General features: G+C 67.1%; 12 protein-coding genes. 9 read left to right on the top strand and 3 right to left on the bottom strand.

Annotated elements, in window-relative coordinates:
- The first annotated feature begins 40 nt into the window (after nucleotides 1-40).
- Nucleotides 41-1,705, top strand: coding sequence for a PucR family transcriptional regulator (locus tag VUN84_04365; GenBank protein ID XAS64915.1), 1,665 nt, complete (start codon nucleotides 41-43; stop codon nucleotides 1,703-1,705).
- On the opposite strand, the gene VUN84_04360 is transcribed toward VUN84_04365, so the two are convergent.
- Entirely contained in the window at nucleotides 1,684-2,457 is a 774-nt protein-coding gene (locus VUN84_04360) for a nitrilase-related carbon-nitrogen hydrolase (GenBank protein ID XAS65751.1), read from the bottom strand. The genes VUN84_04365 and VUN84_04360 overlap by 22 nt on opposite strands.
- 269 nt (nucleotides 2,458-2,726) lie before the next feature.
- Between VUN84_04360 and VUN84_04355 the strand changes: the two genes are divergently transcribed.
- The 8 genes from VUN84_04355 to VUN84_04320 all read left to right on the top strand — a co-directional run bounded on the left by VUN84_04355 (nucleotide 2,727) and on the right by VUN84_04320 (nucleotide 13,193).
- Nucleotides 2,727-3,917, top strand: coding sequence for an ROK family transcriptional regulator (locus VUN84_04355; protein XAS64914.1), 1,191 nt, complete (start codon nucleotides 2,727-2,729; stop codon nucleotides 3,915-3,917).
- Nucleotides 3,918-4,048: 131 nt separating this feature from the next.
- Nucleotides 4,049-5,605, top strand: a complete 1,557-nt coding sequence (mmsA, locus tag VUN84_04350) for a multiple monosaccharide ABC transporter ATP-binding protein (GenBank protein XAS64913.1) — start codon at nucleotides 4,049-4,051, stop codon at nucleotides 5,603-5,605.
- Nucleotides 5,606-5,671: 66 nt separating this feature from the next.
- On the top strand, nucleotides 5,672-6,940 hold the full coding sequence (gene mmsB, locus VUN84_04345) for a multiple monosaccharide ABC transporter permease (GenBank protein ID XAS64912.1): 1,269 nt from the start codon (nucleotides 5,672-5,674) through the stop codon (nucleotides 6,938-6,940).
- 61 nt (nucleotides 6,941-7,001) lie between these two features.
- A complete protein-coding gene (locus tag VUN84_04340; protein ID XAS64911.1) occupies nucleotides 7,002-8,102 on the top strand; it encodes a sugar-binding protein in 1,101 nt (366 codons plus the stop codon).
- Between the two features lie 124 nt (nucleotides 8,103-8,226).
- Nucleotides 8,227-9,297, top strand: coding sequence for a Gfo/Idh/MocA family oxidoreductase (locus tag VUN84_04335; GenBank protein XAS64910.1), 1,071 nt, complete (start codon nucleotides 8,227-8,229; stop codon nucleotides 9,295-9,297).
- Between the two features lie 154 nt (nucleotides 9,298-9,451).
- Nucleotides 9,452-10,888: a hypothetical protein gene (locus tag VUN84_04330; protein ID XAS64909.1), complete on the top strand. Its 1,437-nt coding sequence runs from the start codon at nucleotides 9,452-9,454 to the stop codon at nucleotides 10,886-10,888.
- A 563-nt stretch (nucleotides 10,889-11,451) separates the two neighbouring features.
- Nucleotides 11,452-12,624: a serine/threonine-protein kinase gene (locus VUN84_04325; protein XAS64908.1), complete on the top strand. Its 1,173-nt coding sequence runs from the start codon at nucleotides 11,452-11,454 to the stop codon at nucleotides 12,622-12,624.
- Entirely contained in the window at nucleotides 12,621-13,193 is a 573-nt protein-coding gene (locus VUN84_04320) for a mucin-associated surface protein (protein XAS64907.1), read from the top strand. The genes VUN84_04325 and VUN84_04320 overlap by 4 nt, the downstream gene beginning before the upstream one ends.
- Before the next feature lie 159 nt (nucleotides 13,194-13,352).
- Here the strand turns inward: VUN84_04320 and VUN84_04315 are convergent, their stop codons facing one another.
- Nucleotides 13,353-15,566, bottom strand: a complete 2,214-nt coding sequence (locus tag VUN84_04315) for a catalase (protein XAS64906.1) — start codon at nucleotides 15,564-15,566, stop codon at nucleotides 13,353-13,355.
- Between the two features lie 217 nt (nucleotides 15,567-15,783).
- The gene (locus VUN84_04310; GenBank protein XAS64905.1) at nucleotides 15,784-18,003 is read right to left on the bottom strand and encodes an NADP-dependent isocitrate dehydrogenase; all 2,220 of its coding nucleotides are present in this window, start codon (nucleotides 18,001-18,003) and stop codon (nucleotides 15,784-15,786) included.
- Nucleotides 18,004-18,136 lie beyond the last annotated feature (133 nt).

The following is an 18,136-nucleotide window of genomic DNA, read 5'->3' as shown; positions in this document are numbered from 1 at the left end:
ATCGCCCTGAATCCCGTCGCGTGGCCCGGCAGTGGCGGCCATGACTGCTGAGGATCCCGAGCGGCTGGGATTCGTCACCCTCGCCCAGTTTCTGCGCCAGCTGCCGCCGGAACTGTCCCTCCTGCACGACGGCGGCAACGGGGACGAGCGGCTGCGCTGGGTGGAGCCAAGCGAACTGGAGGATCCCACCCCCTACCTGCTCGATGGTGAGTTCCTGCTCACCGCCGGCCTGCCTTTCCTGGGCGCGGGCGGCCGGGAGGACTTCGTGGATGCCTATGTGCAGCGGCTGGTCGAGGCCCGCGTCTCTGCGCTGGGCTTCGGCCTGGAACCCTACTTCGATACCGTGCCGGACTCCGTGGTCCTCGCCTGCCGGCGGCACAACCTGACCCTCGTTGCCGTCCCGAAAACCGTTCCCTTCGCCGCCGTCGGCCTGGAATTTTCCCAGCTGCTGGAATCGGACACCGCCACGACGTTCCGGCAGCTCGCCGACACCAACCGCCAGCTCATGCGCGCCGTCCTGTCGGCCCGCCCGGAACATGAGCTCCTGGCCGCCCTCGCCCAGCGGGTTCCGGTCTGGGCGGTGCTCGTGGGCGCCGACGGGCGGCCGCGTGCCCGCGGGGCCGCCGGCACGCCCGGCGGGCGTCCCGCCCCGGGCGTGGACCTGCCGACGCTCCAGCCCCTGCTGGCGAGGCTGCTGTCCGGCAGCGGCCCCCGCGTGGAGCTGGACTCGTTCGCCACGGCGGGCTCCGCACTGGTCTTCGGATATCCCCTGCGCAGCACCCGGGACGCCACCCTGGGCGCGCTGATCCTCGGCACCGACGCCCCGCTGACCCCGGCGCAAAACAGCGTGGTCTCCACCGCCGTCGGGCTGCTGGAACTGCTGGTCCGGCAACGCACCAGCGGCTCGCTGGCCCCGAGCCAGCTCGCCACCGCACTGTTGCTGCATCCGGACAGCGCGGACTCCGGCGGGACCCGCCATGTCAACGGACTCAAGGATCTGCTGGCGCAAAGCGTCTCCTCCACGCGGTCCGGGCCGCTGCGCGTTGTTTTGGGGCTCCGCCCCGAGGCTGCCCGCGGCATGGAGGGACCGGCGGCCGGCACGGCCCCGGGCCGCACCGGCCGCTCCGGCGACAGTCCGGTCCGGGAACTGCTGGAGTGGCGGCGGATGTTTGACACCAAGCTGGTGGAGATCACCGAGGACGGCTTTGCCGCAATCACCCGGCTGAAGGTGGACGACGCCGTGCTGGCCGGCGTTGAACGCCTGGGGTGGCGCCTCGTCATCGGCAGCACCGCGGAACTTTCCGGTCTGCCGGCGTCCTACCAGCGTGCCTGGTCCCTGCGCGGCCGCGTGGCGTCGTCAGGACGGAGCGTCCGCGTCGATGAGATTACCTGGTCTGTCACCGGGCTGCTGGGCAAGGAAGCCGGCGCCATGCTGGCCACCCGCCTGCTGGGCCCTGCGCTGTCACTGGAACCTCAGAAGCGGGATGCCCTGCTGGGCGTCCTCAGCGCATGGCTTGGGGCGAACGGCAGCTGGGATGCGACGGCGAAGTCCACGGGCCTTCACCGCAACAGCGTCCGCCGGCAAATCGGCATCCTCGGGGAGCTCCTGGAGATGGACCTCAACCAGGCGCAGGCCCGGGCGGAGCTCTGGATTGCACTGCAGTACGTGGACGGGCTTCCCGGTCAGCCGTTCCACGACCGGTAGGTCTCCGGCCGGAGATCAGCCAGGTACGCCACGTCCGGGGCGGACGGCGCTGGCGCCGGCACATCGGCGAACAGCAGCTGCGTCCCGGTGCCGGCCGAGGCCAGGAGGACGCCGTCGGGGCCCGCGATGACGCTGCCGCCGAGGAAGGCACAACCATCTTCGGTGCCGGAGTGGTTGGCGTAGGCCACCGTCACGTGGTTCTCCAGCGCCCGGGCCCGGACCAGCAGCTGCGGCACTGCCTCGAACCCCTCGCCGAGAGCCGTCGGCACCAGCACCAGTTCGGCGCCGCCCACCGCGGCGGCGCGGACGGATTCCGGAAACTCCACGTCGTAGCAGATGACCAGTGCGGTTTTCACCCCGTGGAAGTCCACGACGCAGGGCCCTGCCTCGGAAGGGACGAACGCCTCGCGTTCGTCCGGGCCGAAAAGATGGACCTTGGCGTAATTGAGGAGTTCGGTCCCGTTCTCGTCGACCAGCGTTGCCGTAATCTGCCACTGCCCTGCTGCGCCGACGGCGGGGAGGGAGTACACCAGCGCGACGCCGTTCCTGCGGGCGATCTCCGCCAGGGTCCGCCGGAGGGGTGCCAGTACCGCCGGATCAAGGTCCGCCCGGAGCCGCAAGGGGGCATACCCCACCGGAAAAAGCTCGGGAGTGAGCAGCAGGCGGGCGCCTGCGGCGGCCGCCGTGGCAGCGGCCGCGTCAATAGCGCCGCAGTTGGCTTCAACATCCAGCACGGCGGCATTCGCCTGCATCAGGGCCAGGAGCACCGTTACCACCTCAGCATCCGGGGTCCGCCCTCGGCGGCGGACTCTCGCCCCTCCAGCGTAGCTGCGTGGCATCGTGAAAGTCGCGGTGCATTTCCGCCCGGCCGGAGCGGCAGCAGGGTGGAATGCCCGGCCCGGCCGGGATGGGGTCCGGAGCCGCCGGCGCCGGATCGGACCGCGCCGCGATCCCGGCGCACCGTGCCGGTCCATGCGTTAACTTCTTGACTACAAGACGGGAATGGGGCACTCTTCTTTGCATGCCCTCATCAACGCGCTCAACGAGGAGCCGCACCAAAAACCCCGGATCACAATCCGCACTCCGGCATTTGAACCAGCAGCGGATCATTGAGTGCCTTCTCGCCGGTCCCTCGACGCAGGCGGAACTCGCACGGCAGACCGGCCTCTCCACGGCAACGGTCTCGAACATTGTCAAGATCATGCAGGACGCCGGGCTGGCCTCCACCGAACCGATCACCAGCTCCGGCCGGCGCGCCCTGAACGTCCGGCTCAACAGCAACGGGGCCGTCGCCGTCGGCATCGATTTTGGCCGCCGGCACCTCCGCGTGGTTCTGGCCTCCCTGAGCTACCACGTCATCGCCGAGGAATCGGTCCTGCTCCCGCTGGGCCACCACGCCGAGGAGGGCATCGCAGCCGCCGTCGGAGTGCTGGAACGGCTCCTGGCCGGCAGCGGCGTGGAACGCAGTGCGGTGGTGGGGGCTGGCGTCGGCATTCCGGGGCCCATCGACCGCCGCACGGGGACGGTGGCACAGGGGGCCATCCTGCCCGAATGGGTGGGGATCAACATCCTGCACCGGCTCGAGGAAGCGCTGGACCTCCCGGTTTTCGTGGACAACGACGCAAACCTCGGCGCACTGTCGGAGGTCACCTGGGGGCCCCACACCGGCACCAGCAACCTGATGTTCCTCAAGATCGGCTCCGGCATTGGCGCCGGCCTGATCCTGAACGGCATGCCCTATTACGGCAACGTGGGGATCACGGGCGAGATCGGCCATGCGACCATCCACGAGCACGGGCTGGTCTGCCGCTGCGGTAACCGCGGCTGCCTGGAAACCATCGCCTCCACCTCCACCATGATCGAACTCCTGGCCCGGGGCGAGGACAAGCCGGTCACCCCCGAGGACATCGTCCGCAAGGCCCTCGCCCGGGACTCCGCCACCCTGCGGGTGGTGGATGACGCCGGCCTCGCCGCCGGGCGGGCGCTGGGCAATGTGGCGAACCTGATCAACCCTGAGGTGATCGTGGTGGGCGGACCGCTGGCGGGCCTCGGGGAGCTGCTGCTGGATCCGATCCGGCGGGGCCTGGTCCGGCACGCAGTGCCCGTGATCGGCGAGACCACAACGTTGACCATGTCGTCGCTGGGCGACCGCGCAGAGGCCCTCGGGGCCGCCTCCCTGGTCTTCCAGCACGCCGGAATTCGGCGGACCTGAGCTTTTCGTTATCGGCCTGTTGCGTTAAAGACTTGACGACAAGGCCTGTGATCCAGTTTACTTTTCCATCAGACGGCCCTGCGGTTTGCAGGGGCGGACAACGAAGTCATGCATTGGAGGCGTAAGGGCAGATGACGTCCCTCAACACGCACAGCGATCCGGTAATTCTCGAGATGCGCTCCATCACCAAAGAGTTCCCCGGCGTTAAAGCATTGGCCGAGGTGAATCTGCGGGTGAAAGCCGGCGAGATCCACGCGATCTGCGGCGAAAACGGCGCCGGCAAATCAACGCTCATGAAGGTGCTCTCCGGGGTTTACCCGTTCGGCACCTACACCGGCGACATCGTCTATCAGAGCGAAGTCCAGCAGTTCAAGGACATCCGGGCCAGCGAGCACGCCGGCATCGTGATCATCCACCAGGAACTCGCGCTCATCCCTGAACTTTCCATCATGGAGAACATCTTCCTGGGCAATGAGCCCACCAAGCGCGGCGTGATCAATTGGGCCGAGGTCCGGACCCGGACCACCGAACTGCTGGCCCGGGTGGGGCTGCGGGAAGAACCCGAAACCCCGATCAAGGAAATCGGCGTCGGCAAGCAGCAACTTGTTGAAATCGCCAAGGCCCTGAACAAGTCGGTGAAACTGCTCATCCTCGACGAGCCCACGGCCGCCCTGAACGAATCCGATTCCCAGCACTTGCTGGACCTGATGCTCGGCCTGAAGGGCCGCGGCATCACCTCCATCATCATTTCGCACAAGCTCAATGAGATCGAACAGATCGCGGACTCCATCACCATCATCCGCGACGGCAAATCGATCGAGACGCTGGACGTCAAGGCCGACGGCGTCGACGAGGACCGCATCATCAAGGGCATGGTGGGCCGCACCCTGGAATCCCGCTTCCCCGACCATGAACCGAAGATCGGCGAGGTCTTCTTCGAGGTCAAGAACTGGAACGTGGGGCACCCCCAGATCCAGGACCGCCTGGTCTGCAAGAACTCGAACTTCTTCGTCCGGCGCGGGGAGATCGTCGGTTTCGCCGGGCTGATGGGCGCGGGACGGACCGAGCTGGCCCGCTCGGTCTTTGGCCGCTCCTACGGTCGGTTCCTCTCCGGCGGGATATACCTGAACGGCAAGGAGATAGAGCTCAAAAACGTCAAGCAGGCCATTGACGCCGGCCTGGGATACGTTACCGAGGACCGCAAGTCCCTGGGACTGAACCTGCTCGATGACATCAAGGCCACCACGGTCTCGGCTAACCTGCGCGACGTCAGCAGGCACAACGTCATTGACGCCAACAAGGTCTTTACCGTCGCCGAGCAGTACCGCAAATCGCTGCGGACCAAGGCCCCCTCGGTGGAAGAAGGCGTCGCCAAACTCTCCGGCGGCAACCAGCAAAAAGTGGTACTGGCGAAGTGGATGTTCACCGACCCCGAGCTGCTGATCCTGGACGAACCCACCCGCGGGATCGACGTCGGCGCCAAGTACGAGATTTACGGCATCATCCAGCAGCTGGCCAACCAGGGAAAGGGCGTCATCGTGATCTCCTCGGAGCTGCCCGAGCTGCTGGGCCTCTCGGACCGCATTTACACCATCTTCGAAGGCGCCATCACCGGCGTGCTGAACAAGGACGAAGCGAGCCAGGAGAGCCTGATGAAGCTCATGACCTCCGCCCGCAAGTCGGCCTGACCAGCCGGGGCCCTGCTCCGAAACGCCCCGAATACTCCGAACACTCCGGAAACAAGGACTGAAACAATGAACGCGCTCAAGAAGCTCTTTGGCGGCAACACCCGCCAATTCGGCATGATCTTCGCCCTGGTGGCACTGATCGTCTTCTTCCAGGTGGCCACCGGCGGGAATACGCTGACCCCCGGCAACGTCATCAACCTCTTCAACGGCAACTCCTACATCCTGATCCTCGCCATCGGCATGGTTCTGGTCATCATTGCCGGCCATATCGACCTCTCCGTCGGTTCGGTCGCGGCCTTCGTGGGCGTCTGCGTGGCCCTCATGATCCGGGACTGGGGCATCCCCTGGTACCTGGGTGTCCTGCTGGGGCTGCTGCTGGGCGTCCTGATCGGCGCCTGGCAAGGGTTCTGGGTCGCGTACGTCGGCATCCCGGCATTCATCGTCACGCTCGCCGGCATGCTGATCTTCCGCGGCGCCAACCAGTACGTCGGCAAGTCCAACACCATCCCGGTACCCTCAGATTTCCAGAAGATCGGCTCCGGCTACCTGCCGGAGGTGGGCCCGAGCACCGGCTATAACAACCTCACCGTGCTGCTGGGCCTGCTGGGCGTCGCCTTCGTGATCTTCAGCGAGGTCCGCTCCCGCCGCAACGCCAAGGCGCTGGGCGCCGAGGTGCCCGAAGCCTGGGTCAGCATCACCAAACTCGTCCTGATCTGCGGCGCGATCCTCTACGCCACCTACCTGTTCGCCACGGGCCGGCCGGGAACCTCCTTCCCCATCCCGGGCCTGATCCTCGCCGCCCTGGTGCTCATCTACGGCTTCGTCTCGTCCCGGACGGTCATCGGCCGCCACATCTATGCGGTCGGCGGAAACCGCCATGCTGCCGAACTCTCCGGCGTCCAGTCCAAGAAGGTCAACTTCCTGGTCATGATGAACATGGCCGTCCTCGCCGGCCTCGCCGGCATGATCTTCGTCGGCCGGTCCACGGCTTCAGGCCCGTTCGACGGCGTCGGCTGGGAACTGGATGCCATCGCTGCTGTCTTCATCGGCGGCGCCGCCGTCACCGGCGGCGTGGGTACTGTGATCGGCTCGATCGTCGGCGGCCTGGTGATGGCTGTCCTGAACAACGGCCTGCAGCTGCTCGGCGTCGGCGCCGACCTCACCCAGATCATCAAGGGCCTGGTGCTTCTGATCGCCGTCGCGTTCGACGTCTACAACAAGTCCCAGGGCAAGAAGTCGATCATCGGCCTGATGCTCAAGAACTTCAGCCGCAGCAATGAGCTGAAGCCGGACGAGACCACCTCCACCAAGGAAGTCATCTCCAAGGGCGCCTGACGCCCTCCCCGATCCGTTCCATCACGATTCCCCGCACCCCGAAAAGAAAGTGAACCAAGCAATGCGAATGATTGGTAAAGCAGGAAAGGCAGCAGCAATCGCTGCTATTGCGGCACTGGCGCTGACAGCCTGCGGCCGCAGCGACACCGCGGCCACCGGCGGTTCCTCCGCCGGCGGCGAGGCGTTCCCGAAAGACTCCCTGATCGGCGTCGCACTTCCGCAGAAGACCTCCGAAAACTGGGTCCTGGCCGAAAAGCTGTTCAACGAAGGGCTCAAGACGTCCGGCTTCAAGTCAGACGTCCAGTTCGCCAACGGCGGCGTTTCGGAACAGCAGAACCAGATCAGCGCCATGATCACCAAGGGTGCCAAGGTCATCATCGTCGGTGCCATCGACGGTGCGCAGCTGGGTACCCAGCTGCAGCAGGCCAAGGATTCCGGCGCCACGATCATCGCCTATGACCGTCTGCTCCTGAACACCGCCAACGTTGACTACTACGTGGCTTACGACAACTTCAAGGTCGGCGAACTCCAGGGCCAGGCCCTGCTGGACGGCATGAAAGCCAAGAAGCCCGAAGGCCCGTACAACATCGAACTGTTCGCCGGTTCGCCCGATGACGCCAATGCGAAGGTCTTCTTCGACGGCGCCATGAGCATCCTGAAGCCGAAGATCGACGACGGTACGCTCAAGGTCCTCTCCGGCCAGACGTCCTTCGAGCAGGCAGTCACCCAGGGCTGGAAGGCAGAGAACGCCCAGCGTCGCGCCGACACCCTGCTGACCGGCAGCTACGGCAGTGCCACGCTCGACGGCGTGCTGTCCCCGAACGACACCCTGGCCCGCGCAGTCCTGACTTCGGTCAAGGCTGCCGGCAAGCCGCTCCCGGTTATCACCGGCCAGGACTCCGAGGTTGAGTCCGTCAAGTCGATTCTGGCTGGCGAGCAGTACTCCACCATCAACAAGGACACCAGCAAGCTCGTCGAGCATGCCATCACCATGGTCAAGGACCTTCAGGCGGGCAAGACGCCTGAGGTCAACGACGACAAGTCCTACAACAACAAGGTCAAGGTTGTTCCGGCGTACCTGCTGGAGCCGGTCATTGTGACCAAGGAAAACGTCAAGACTGCCTACGTCAACGATCCGGTCCTCGGACCGCTCACGAAGTAGTTCATTCCTCCTGACACCAGAGAGCCCCGGCTCCGCCTCACGGCGGAACCGGGGCTTTTTGCTGCGCAGCAACATCTGCCGCGTAAGTCCCCGCCGGTTCCCGCTCCGGTGAGAGGATGGCTCCATGACCACCCACATTGCTGCGCCCTGGCTGGCCGGCCAGCCTGATCCCGATCCCCGCACCGCCACCGGCGCCAGGCTGCGCTGGGGAGTGATCGCCACGGGAGGCATCGCGGCAACAGTGACCCGGGACCTGGGGCTCCTGGCCGACGCGGAGCTTTACGCCGTCAGTTCCCGCACCCAGGCTGCAGCGGACGCCTTCGCGGCCGACTTCGGCTTCGCCCGTGCCTACGGCGACGGGGATGGCAGGGCCGGATTCGAGCGCCTGCTTGAGGACGATGGCGTCGACGTCGTCTATGTTGCTACCCCGCACGCCCAGCACCACGACATCGCGCTGGCGGCCCTGACCGCAGGAAAGCACGTCCTGTGCGAAAAGGTACTTACCGTCAATGCCCGCGAGGCCGCCGAACTGGTGTCCCTGGCACGGGCCAACGGTCTGTTCCTGATGGAAGCGGTATGGAGCCGCTTCCTGCCCAGCATGCAGCGGGCCTTTGAGATCGCTGCATCCGGCGAAATCGGTGAAGTCAAGTGGGTCTCGGCAGACCTGGGCTTTCCGGCGCCGTATTCGCCCTCGTCACGCCTCTGGGCACCGAAGGATGGCGGCGGCGCCCTGCTGGATCTCACGGTCTACCCGCTGCTCTGGGCCCTCGGCACCCTGGGCTTCCCGCAGACGGTCAGCGCCACGGGCTGGCTTAACGACGACGGCGTGGACGCCCAGAATGCGCTGACTCTTGGCTACCACCACGGCGCGCAGGCACAACTTACGTCCTCGCTGCTGGCGCATGGTCCCCGGACTGCCACAGTCGCCGGCAGCCTCGGGTTCCTGCAGACCAGCGGGTCGATCAACAATCCCAAAGAACTCCTCATCCAGGTAGGCTCCGATGAGCCCCGCACTGAATCCTTCGACGTCGCCGGGCGCGGCTACTGCTATGAACTGCGGGAGGTGACCCGGTGCATCCAGCAGGGACTCACTGAGAGCCCGGTGATGCCGCTGGAGGACTCGCTGAACACCATGAGGCTGTTTGACGGAGTGCGCGCCCAGCTCGGGGTGGGATACCCGAACGACGTCCGGTGACCCCGGAACCGGGCCGCGGAACCGGGCCGCCGGTCCCTTCCACTTTCCGATGTGCTCTGGACGCACCCCCGCGCGCGGCCGTACCCTATAGGCAACCAGCGAGCTTCCGGGGAAATGGGGTGTGCACGTGGACCCAGCATTAGTCCCTCGGCGCGTGCGCCGCCTCCGGCAGGTCATCCTGGGCGGCGCCGCAGGACTCGCCTGGCTGGCGTTCTCTGCCGCCGCCGCCAGCGCGGACGACGCCGGCACTCCCGTGCCGACCCCCACTGCCACCGCTGCGGTGGTCATCGCGGTCCCCTCTGACAGCACTCCTCCGCCCGGCGCCGCCGTGCCGCCTATGCCCGTGGTGGTCGTGGCCGCACCCGCCACTCCCGATTCCCGGGGAATCCTCCCCACCTCTGCTCCGGCGCCCGTTCCGGCTGTGGATCCCGCTCCGGTGCCCTCATTGCCGGTGCCCGCGGTCCTGCCGGCCCAGCCCGTAGTTCCCGCACTGGTCCCCGTGCCCTCAGCCGTACCGGCCCCGGCACCCACGTCCGTTCCGGCTCCCCAGCCCGGCCCGCAACCCGTTCTTGCGCCGTCCACGCTGCCGCCCAGCCCGGCACCTACGTCCGCTCCCGTTCCCCCGTCCACGCCCGCTCCCCCGCCCATCCCGGACCCCGTTCGGGCGCCATCCACCCCGCCTTCACCGGATCCGCACGTGAACTCCCCGGCCCCCACTCCCACCCCGCCGGTCGCTGCTCCGAAACCAACGCGGCCCCCGACCGGTCCAGTAAACCATTCCCCGACGCCAAGCACCGATCCGGTGCGCCCCGCGCCAACACCCGTCCACCCGCCTGTGACCGACCCTGCCGTGACGGACCCTGCCGTCACCGACCCTGCCGTGACTGACCCGCCTGTGACCGACCCTGCCGTCACCGACCCTGCCGTCACCGATCCGGCCGTCACTGACCCTGCGGTGACCGACCCTGCCGTGACCGACCCTGCCGGTCCGCTTCCAACGGCACCGCCGGTGAAGGATGCTGTGCTGCCGGTGAAACCGGCTGCCCCGGACTTGTCCCTCGCCGATGTTGCACTGCCCGGCGGGGCGCTGCCTGGTGCTGCGCCACCTTCGCAGGATCCCGCTCCGGCGGTCCCTGGCGTTGAAGGCGTCTCCGATGTCCCGCCGGACTGCCCTGTTATCGACCCCACTGTTGCGGCTCCACAGGATGCGATCGCGGCGCCCGCCATCGGACTTCCTGGCAGTGCCCTGAATCTTCCTGCCTTGGACAGGGCCGTAGTTGATAGCGCTGCAGCACCGACCACCGATACTCCCCCGGCGGGTTCCCTGGCCGGCGGCTCCGTGCCGTCGCCAGACAAAGACCACCACAGCCCCTGGCCCAACGGGACAGGTCTGCCCGCGCCCGATGCCCTTCCGGCGGCCCCCGGCTCGGGATCCGGAAACGCTCTTTCCTCCGGCGGCCCGGCCAGCGGCGCTGCCTGGCTTCCCAGCCCATACTTGGTCATTCCCACCGCCGGCACAGACCCGATCAGCGGGCCGCTGCAGCACGTTCACTCGGCCGTCGCCGCGGACCCCGGCTCCTCTCCTGACTAGTTAGCCGTCTCTGCCCTCCACAGAACACGGCCGATCGGGCTGCCTTGCGCGCCCGCCAACAGTCATTCAGGAGATCCCCAATGGACGCGACCGTCCGCTGCCGGTATTCCGGCACCCCTTTTTCACCCGTCACCGACGCTGCATGGGTGTCCGTGCCCGTAACACCCGCGGCAATGTGCCTGGCCCCGGCCCGGCCTGCAGGGCAGCCCGTGTGCCGTCAGCCCAGGCTGCACCCCGCGGCCCGCCCGCCCTAGAGCGCGGCGGCCACGCATGGTCTTGAAGCGCCGGAGCGACGTCGGTGGGTCCGCTGGGGGACCCACCGGCCACCGGAGTCCGGCACAGCAAACGGTCGTTGGGTCCGCTGGGGGACCCACCGGCCACCGGAGTCCGGCACAGCAAACGGTCGTTGGGTCCGCTGGGGGACCCAACGGCCACCGGAGTCCGGCCGCATCCACCTGTACGGCAGCCGTCGGTCCACGTCCGCCGCACAGGAGCAGATACCGTCCCGGTATCATTCTTGGGGGCGCCGCCGCGGTGCCTGCAGGAAAGGGATGGGGACGCGTATGGACAGTTCATCCATTGGCGACGCGGCGGAAGAGCTCCTGGGCGGCCGCTATCGGTTGCGGGAAGTAATCGGCCGGGGCGGCATGGCGTCCGTGTATTCCGCCACGGACGCGAAGCTTGGCCGTGAGGTGGCACTCAAGCTTTTTACCCCGCAGTCTGCTGATGCAGACGAGCTTCGGCGGCAAGAAGCGGAAATTACACTCCTCGCCACCCTGAACCATCCGGGTCTGGTAACGCTCTTCGACGCGGGTACGGACAGCCGGATTCCCGAGGAGCCCCGCCCGTTCCTGACCATGGAACTGGTCAAAGGACAGGACCTCCGGGCACGGATCCGGCATAGCCCGCTGCCATTGAACGAGACCGCGGTCATTGGCGCCGGCGCCGCCGCCGCCCTGGCCTATGTTCATTCCCTCGGCATCCTTCACCGGGACATCAAGCCGGCCAACATCCTGCTCGTCCCGGTCCGTCCCGGCGAGCCCTTACGGCCGAAAGTCACCGACTTCGGGATCGCCCGCATCATGGACGGAACCCGACTGACTGCCACCGGCACCATGGTGGGAACGGCTGCGTATTTGAGCCCCGAGCAATCCCGGGGCGCCGACCTCGGACCGGCAACTGACATCTACTCCCTGGGGCTGGTCCTCCTCGAATGCATCAAGGGCGAGGTGGAGTATCCCGGCAGCGCCGTGGAATCCGCCGTCGCGAGGCTCCACCGCGCCCCAGCCATCCCTGATTCCCTGCCCGCCGAATGGGCCGGGTTAATCCGTGCCATGACGGCACTGGACCCGCAGCACCGGCCGTCCGCCGCGGACGTCGACCTCGCGCTCCGGCGTGCCCTGGTCTCGCCGACCCTCCAGTCGGGGCTCCTCACAGAGGACCGCACGCGCGTTCTGCCCGCTCAGCCGGGCGCGCACAGGCTGGACCCGGATGCCGTCACCGTCCCGCCGAAAGGCCGCGGGTCGCTGGGAGCGCGGACCTCGTCGCGATTTCGGGCCGCCCGCCGTCGCACCCGGGTCCTGCTGACCCTCGCGCTGTTGGCTGTCATTGCCGGCACCGGAACTGCCGCCGTGGCCCTTGCAACGCCCGCACCGGCCGAGCGGATTTCCTATCCGGACGTGACCGGGGACCTGGGCCAACACCTCCACGAGCTGCAAAAGAGCGTGGAACCATGAACCCTGGCCGCACGCGCCCCGCCCTGCACCACCTCGGCCGCCTGCTCCTCGGCGCCGTCATGACCGCCGGTATGCTCGCGGGCTGCACCGCAGCTCCGGAACTGGACCGCGACGCCGCACGGCAGCTGCAATCCCGGGTGCTTGCCGTGACCGAGGCCGCCGCGGCCAACGATGCCGGAGCATCCTTGCAACAGCTCGATGACCTGGTGCTGCAACTCGACGGAGCTGCCGCCCGCGGCCAGGTGTCCTTTCAACGCCACCAGAGCATCAGGGCATCCGTCGATGCCGTCCGGGCAGACCTCACCGCCCAGCAGGCCGCCGAAGCTGCCCGCGTCGCGGCCGCTGAGGCGGCCCGGATTGCTGCCGAGCAGGAGGCGGCGGCGCAGGCCGATGCCGCGGCGGCAGCCGCCCAGGCAGCCGCTGCGGCCGCTGCAGCCGCTGCAGCGCCGGCTCCCCCGCCGGCCATCACCCCTGCGCCCCCCGCCCGCAACGACAACGGCGGCCACGACAACGGTGGCAAGAACAGCAACACCGGCAAGGCCAAGGGCAAACCCAAGGGCAACGGCTGAGAACAACTGCTAGCGCCGGAGCCACGGCGCTCCGCAGCAATCCCAGTGGACACACAAGGGAGAAGCCCGGCGGGCTCCTCCCTTGTGTGTCTCTATCCGTGTGTCTCTATCCGTGTCCCTCTACCGTGGCGGCCCTACTTCCTAAGAGCCCCCGTTTTGCTAGGCCCCGGCAGCCGGGAACCGATCCCAGGCCCGGTGCTCGGCGAGCAGGCCGGTGAGCTGGGCCACGACGTCGTCAGCGACATCGCCCAGAACAATGCCAGCAGCGCCCCGCGGGATGGCTGCCCCATCAAGACAGGCAGCGGCCTGCCCCCAGCCGCCGATTGCCTTGGCGTGCCGGAACGCCTCCGACAGCATCAGCACGATCCGAGGATCCAGGGACGCGCCCGGCTCACCGGCCTTGGCATCCCGGCCCTGCGCGGCGTCCCTGGCCGGCGCCCCCGAGGCGGCCACCAGGACGGCGTCGAACTCAATGGAGCGGGCCGTCAGGTAGGTCCGCTGGACCGGGATGCCGCCGTCGGGGCCGCCCAGGAAACCGCCGGACGGCGCAATGACGAGCGGGACAATTCCGGCAGCGTCCAAGGTAGTCCGGGCGGCCCGGACGGAGTCCAGGTCGCTGTCCTCGTCGGCGATGATCCCCACCACGCGGCCGGTCACCGGCCACGAACCGCCGATCTGCGAGACGGCCGGGCTGGGGGCTGCGTCCTCCACCTGCTCGGTGGCTTCCGGAGCCGGCATGCCGAGCCCGGCGGCGACGGCGGCGCACAGTGCCGGGTCGATGTTCGCCAAGGCCAGCAATTGGCGCTGGCGGACGGTTTCCTCGTAGCACTTGCCCAGTTCGAACGTGTAAGCCTGGATGACATGGTCCTGTTCCACTGGTGTCAGGCTGCGGAAGAACAACCGCGCCTGGCTGTAGTGGTCCTCGAAGGATGCCGGTGACTTCCGTTCCTTGACCGCTTCGGCGATGTGTTCGGGAACTTCGATCAAAGCGCCGAGGTCGGCGCCGGCGAGGAACGGGCAACCGCCGTCGAGCGAATTCGGGTGGTACGGCGCCACTCCCCCGTGCACGGCTGTCTGGTGCATACCCTCCCGCAGCATGTCGTTGACGGGGGCGTGCGGACGGTTGATGGGGAGCTGGCTGAAGTTGGGACCGCCAAGCCGGCTGATCTGGGTGTCGATGTAAGAGAACAACCGGACCTGCAGCAGCGGGTCGTTGGTCACGTCAATGCCGGGCACCAGATGGCCCGGGTGGAAGGCCACCTGTTCGGTCTCGGCGAAGTAGTTCACCGGGTTCGCGTTCAGGGTCATCACGCCGATCGGCTGCACGGGTGCCAGCTCCTCCGGAACGAACTTCGTCGGGTCCAGCAGGTCGATGCCCTCGAAAAACTCCTCTTCCGTGTCGGGGAAGACCTGCAGACCCAGTTCCCATTCCGGGAACGCGCCGGCTTCGATGGCGTCCGCCAGGTCCCGCCGGTGGAAGTCCGGGTCCATGCCGTTGATGAGCTGGGCTTCCTCCCAGAGCAGCGAGTGGACACCCTGCTTCGGTTTCCAGTGGAATTTCACCAGGCTGGTCTTGCCCTCGGCATTGGCCAGTCGGAAGGTGTGGACACCGAAACCCTCCATGGTGCGGTAGGAGCGCGGCAGGGCCCGGTCGGACATGTTCCACAGAGTGTGGGCCTGCGCCTCGGTGTGCAGCGAAACAAAATCCCAAAACGTGTCATGGGCGCTCTGGGCCTGCGGGATTTCGCGGTCCGGGTGGGGTTTGGCGGCATGGACGATATCCGGGAACTTGATGCCGTCCTGGATGAAGAACACCGGGATGTTGTTACCGACGAGGTCGAACGTGCCTTCGTCGGTATAGAACTTGGTGGCGAAACCGCGGGTGTCACGAACAGTATCCGCCGAGCCGCGGGAACCCAGCACCGTGGAGAAACGGACGAACACCGGAGTCTCAACATCCTTGGCCAGGAAACCGGCCCGGGTGACATACGCCGCGGTCCCGTAGGAGCGGAACACACCGTGCGCTCCGGCGCCGCGGGCGTGGACCACACGCTCGGGAATGCGCTCGTGGTCGAAGTGCGTGATCTTCTCGCGCAGGTGGTGGTCCTGGAGCAGTACCGGGCCGCGCCGGCCGGCCTTCAGCGAATGGTCCGTGTCGGACAGCCGGAGCCCCTGGGCGGTAGTGAGGTACGCGCCGGACTGCGCCCGGGAGTTCACCGGCGCGCCGGTGGGGCTGCCGGTCGGCGAGACCGCCTCTGGTCCCTGCTGGTCAGGCTTGGGGGGAAGCGGTTCCCGCGGCGTGGTGGGTTCCTCCACCGCAGGCGGTTCCACGGACGGCGCGCCGGGGATATGGATGGTGGGCTCTGCTGGCATGGGACGTCTCCTCCGGGTTGGCGACCTTCGCCCCGGCGACGGAACTCCTCCGGCCCCGCAACCGAAACTAAGCTTGCTTAGTACCCTAGGCGACCGGGCCCGCGCAGGCAACAGCCGTCCGGAGCAAGGTGGCCACGGAAACGCCAAAGGGCGCACCGGGAAGATCCGGTGCACCCTTTGGCAAGCTTTGTCGTCGGCAGGGACGCCGCCCAGTCTGTTAGCCAAGCATGGACAGCACGTCGCTGAACTTCGCCGAGGGCCGCATAGCGGCCTCGATTTTCGCCACGTCCGGGTGATAGTAGCCGCCGAGATCCACCGGGGAGCCCTGGACCGCAAGGAGTTCGCTGATGATTGTCTCCTCGCCGGAATCCAGGGCGCCGGAAACAGCCGCGAAGGCCGCCGCCAGCTCGGCGTCGTCATTCTGGCGTGAGAGTTCCTGGGCCCAGAATTTGGCGAGGTAGAAGTGGCTCCCGCGGTTGTCCAGTTCGCCGGCCTTGCGCTTTGGGGACTTGTCCTCCAGCAGGAAGGTGGCGGTGGCGCGGTCCAGGGTGTCAGCCAGGATCTGGGCCCGGGCGTTACCCGTGGAGGTGGCCAGGTGCTCGAAGCTGACCGCGAGGGCCAGGAACTCACCCAGGCTGTCCCAGCGGAGGTGGTTTTCCTTGAGCAACTGCTGGACGTGCTTCGGCGCAGAGCCGCCGGCGCCGGTTTCAAACAGACCGCCGCCGTTGATCAGCGGAACCACGGAGAGCATTTTGGCGCTCGTGCCCAGTTCCAGGATCGGGAACAGGTCCGTCAGGTAGTCGCGCAGCACGTTGCCCGTCACCGAGATGGTGTCCTCGCCCTTGCGGATGCGTTCGAGGGTGTAGGCCGTGGCCTCGTCCGGGGACATGATGGCGATCTGCAGGCCCTCGGTGTCGTAGCCCTTGAGGTATTCCTCGACCTTGGCGATCATCCGGGCGTCGTGGGCCCGGGATTTGTCCAGCCAGAACACGGCCGGCATGGCGGAAGCGCGGGCGCGGGTCACGGCCAGCTTGACCCAGTCGCGGATCGGCACATCCTTGGTCTGGCAGGCGCGCCAGATATCGCCCGGGGCTACCTGGTGCTCGATCAGCACGGAACCGGCGTCGTCGATGACCTGGACGGTGCCGGCAGACTGGATTTCAAAAGTCTTGTCGTGGCTGCCGTACTCCTCAGCCGCCTGGGCCATCAGGCCCACGTTCGGCACGGTTCCCATGGTGGTGGGATCGAAGGCGCCGTGAGCGCGGCAATCGTCAACAACCACCTGGTAGATGCCGGCGTAGCTGCTGTCCGGAAGAACGGCGAGCGTATCGGCCTCCTGGCCGTCGCGGCCCCACATGTGGCCGGAGCTGCGGATCATGGCCGGCATGGAGGCGTCCACGATGACGTCCGACGGGACGTGCAAGTTGGTGATGCCCTTGTCCGAATCGACCATGGCCAGCTCGGGGCCCTCATTGAGGCCCTTCTGGATGGCCGCCCCGACGTCGGCGCGGATCTCTTCGGGAAGGTCCTCGAGGCCGTTGAGGATGGAGGCCAGGCCGTTGTTCGGGCTCAGGCCGGCGGCAGCGATCTGGGCGCCGTAGGTGTCGAAGAGCTCGGCGAAGTAAGCCTTGACGACGTGGCCGAAGATGATCGGGTCTGAGACCTTCATCATGGTCGCCTTCAGGTGTGCAGAGAACAGCACTCCCTCATTTTTAGCGCGGGCCACCTGGGCCGCGAGGAACGCATCCAGGGCGGCAGCACGCATCACGGTACCGTCGATGACCTCGCCGGCGAGGACGGGGAACGCCCGCTTGAGGACCTTGACCGTGCCGTCTTCCTTGAGCAGCTGGATTTTAATGGTTCCGGCTGCCTCAATGACCACGGACTTTTCGTTGGACCGGAAATCATCGGCATCCATCGTGGCGACGTTGGTCTTGGACTCGGCGGTCCAGGCGCCCATGCTGTGCGGGTTCTGCCGGGCGTAGGCCTTGACCGAGAGCGGAGCGCGGCGGTCGGAGTTGCCTTCGCGCAGCACGGGGTTGACGGCGGAACCCTTGATCTTGTCGTAGCGGGAGCGGATGTCCGTCTCCTCGTCCGAGGAGGGATTGTCCGGGTAATCCGGCAGGGCGTAGCCTTGGCCCTGGAGCTCCGCGACGGCGGACTTCAGCTGCGGCGTCGAGGCGCTGATATTGGGCAGCTTGATGACGTTGGCTTCGGGCTTTTTGACGAGGCCGCCAAGTTCCGCCAAGGCGTCGCTGACTCGCTGCTCTTCGGTGAGGTAGTCGCCAAAGGTGGCGATGATGCGGCCGGCCAGCGAAATGTCGCGGGTCTCCACCTCCACACCGGCCGTCGAAGCGAAGGCTTCAACAATCGGCAAGAACGAATAGGTTGCCAGCATCGGCGCTTCGTCGGTGTGGGTATAGATAATCTTTGCCATTGCTCGGGCGTCTCCCTGAAGGTCTGGGTATTCCGGAATTTTGTGCCATTTCAACGTTCCTAACTTACCCGAGGGAGCAGGTTTGCCGCCTACCGGCGTCGAGGGGCCCGGCCTCCGTGACGAGAGGAATCCG

The organism is Micrococcaceae bacterium Sec5.8 (assembly GCA_039636775.1).
GTDB lineage: Bacteria > Actinomycetota > Actinomycetes > Actinomycetales > Micrococcaceae > Arthrobacter.
This window is presented reverse-complemented; position numbering and strand designations above follow the sequence as displayed.

Coding starts and splice junctions, on each gene's coding strand:
- VUN84_04335 (XAS64910.1), top strand. CDS start 8,227: ATGACCACCCACATTGCTGCGCCCTGGCTGGCCGGCCAGCCTGATCCC.
- VUN84_04310 (XAS64905.1), bottom strand. CDS start 18,003: ATGGCAAAGATTATCTATACCCACACCGACGAAGCGCCGATGCTGGCA.
- VUN84_04320 (XAS64907.1), top strand. CDS start 12,621: ATGAACCCTGGCCGCACGCGCCCCGCCCTGCACCACCTCGGCCGCCTG.
- VUN84_04365 (XAS64915.1), top strand. CDS start 41: ATGACTGCTGAGGATCCCGAGCGGCTGGGATTCGTCACCCTCGCCCAG.
- VUN84_04360 (XAS65751.1), bottom strand. CDS start 2,457: ATGCAGGCGAATGCCGCCGTGCTGGATGTTGAAGCCAACTGCGGCGCT.
- VUN84_04340 (XAS64911.1), top strand. CDS start 7,002: ATGCGAATGATTGGTAAAGCAGGAAAGGCAGCAGCAATCGCTGCTATT.
- mmsB (XAS64912.1), top strand. CDS start 5,672: ATGAACGCGCTCAAGAAGCTCTTTGGCGGCAACACCCGCCAATTCGGC.
- mmsA (XAS64913.1), top strand. CDS start 4,049: ATGACGTCCCTCAACACGCACAGCGATCCGGTAATTCTCGAGATGCGC.
- VUN84_04355 (XAS64914.1), top strand. CDS start 2,727: ATGCCCTCATCAACGCGCTCAACGAGGAGCCGCACCAAAAACCCCGGA.
- VUN84_04315 (XAS64906.1), bottom strand. CDS start 15,566: ATGCCAGCAGAGCCCACCATCCATATCCCCGGCGCGCCGTCCGTGGAA.
- VUN84_04325 (XAS64908.1), top strand. CDS start 11,452: ATGGACAGTTCATCCATTGGCGACGCGGCGGAAGAGCTCCTGGGCGGC.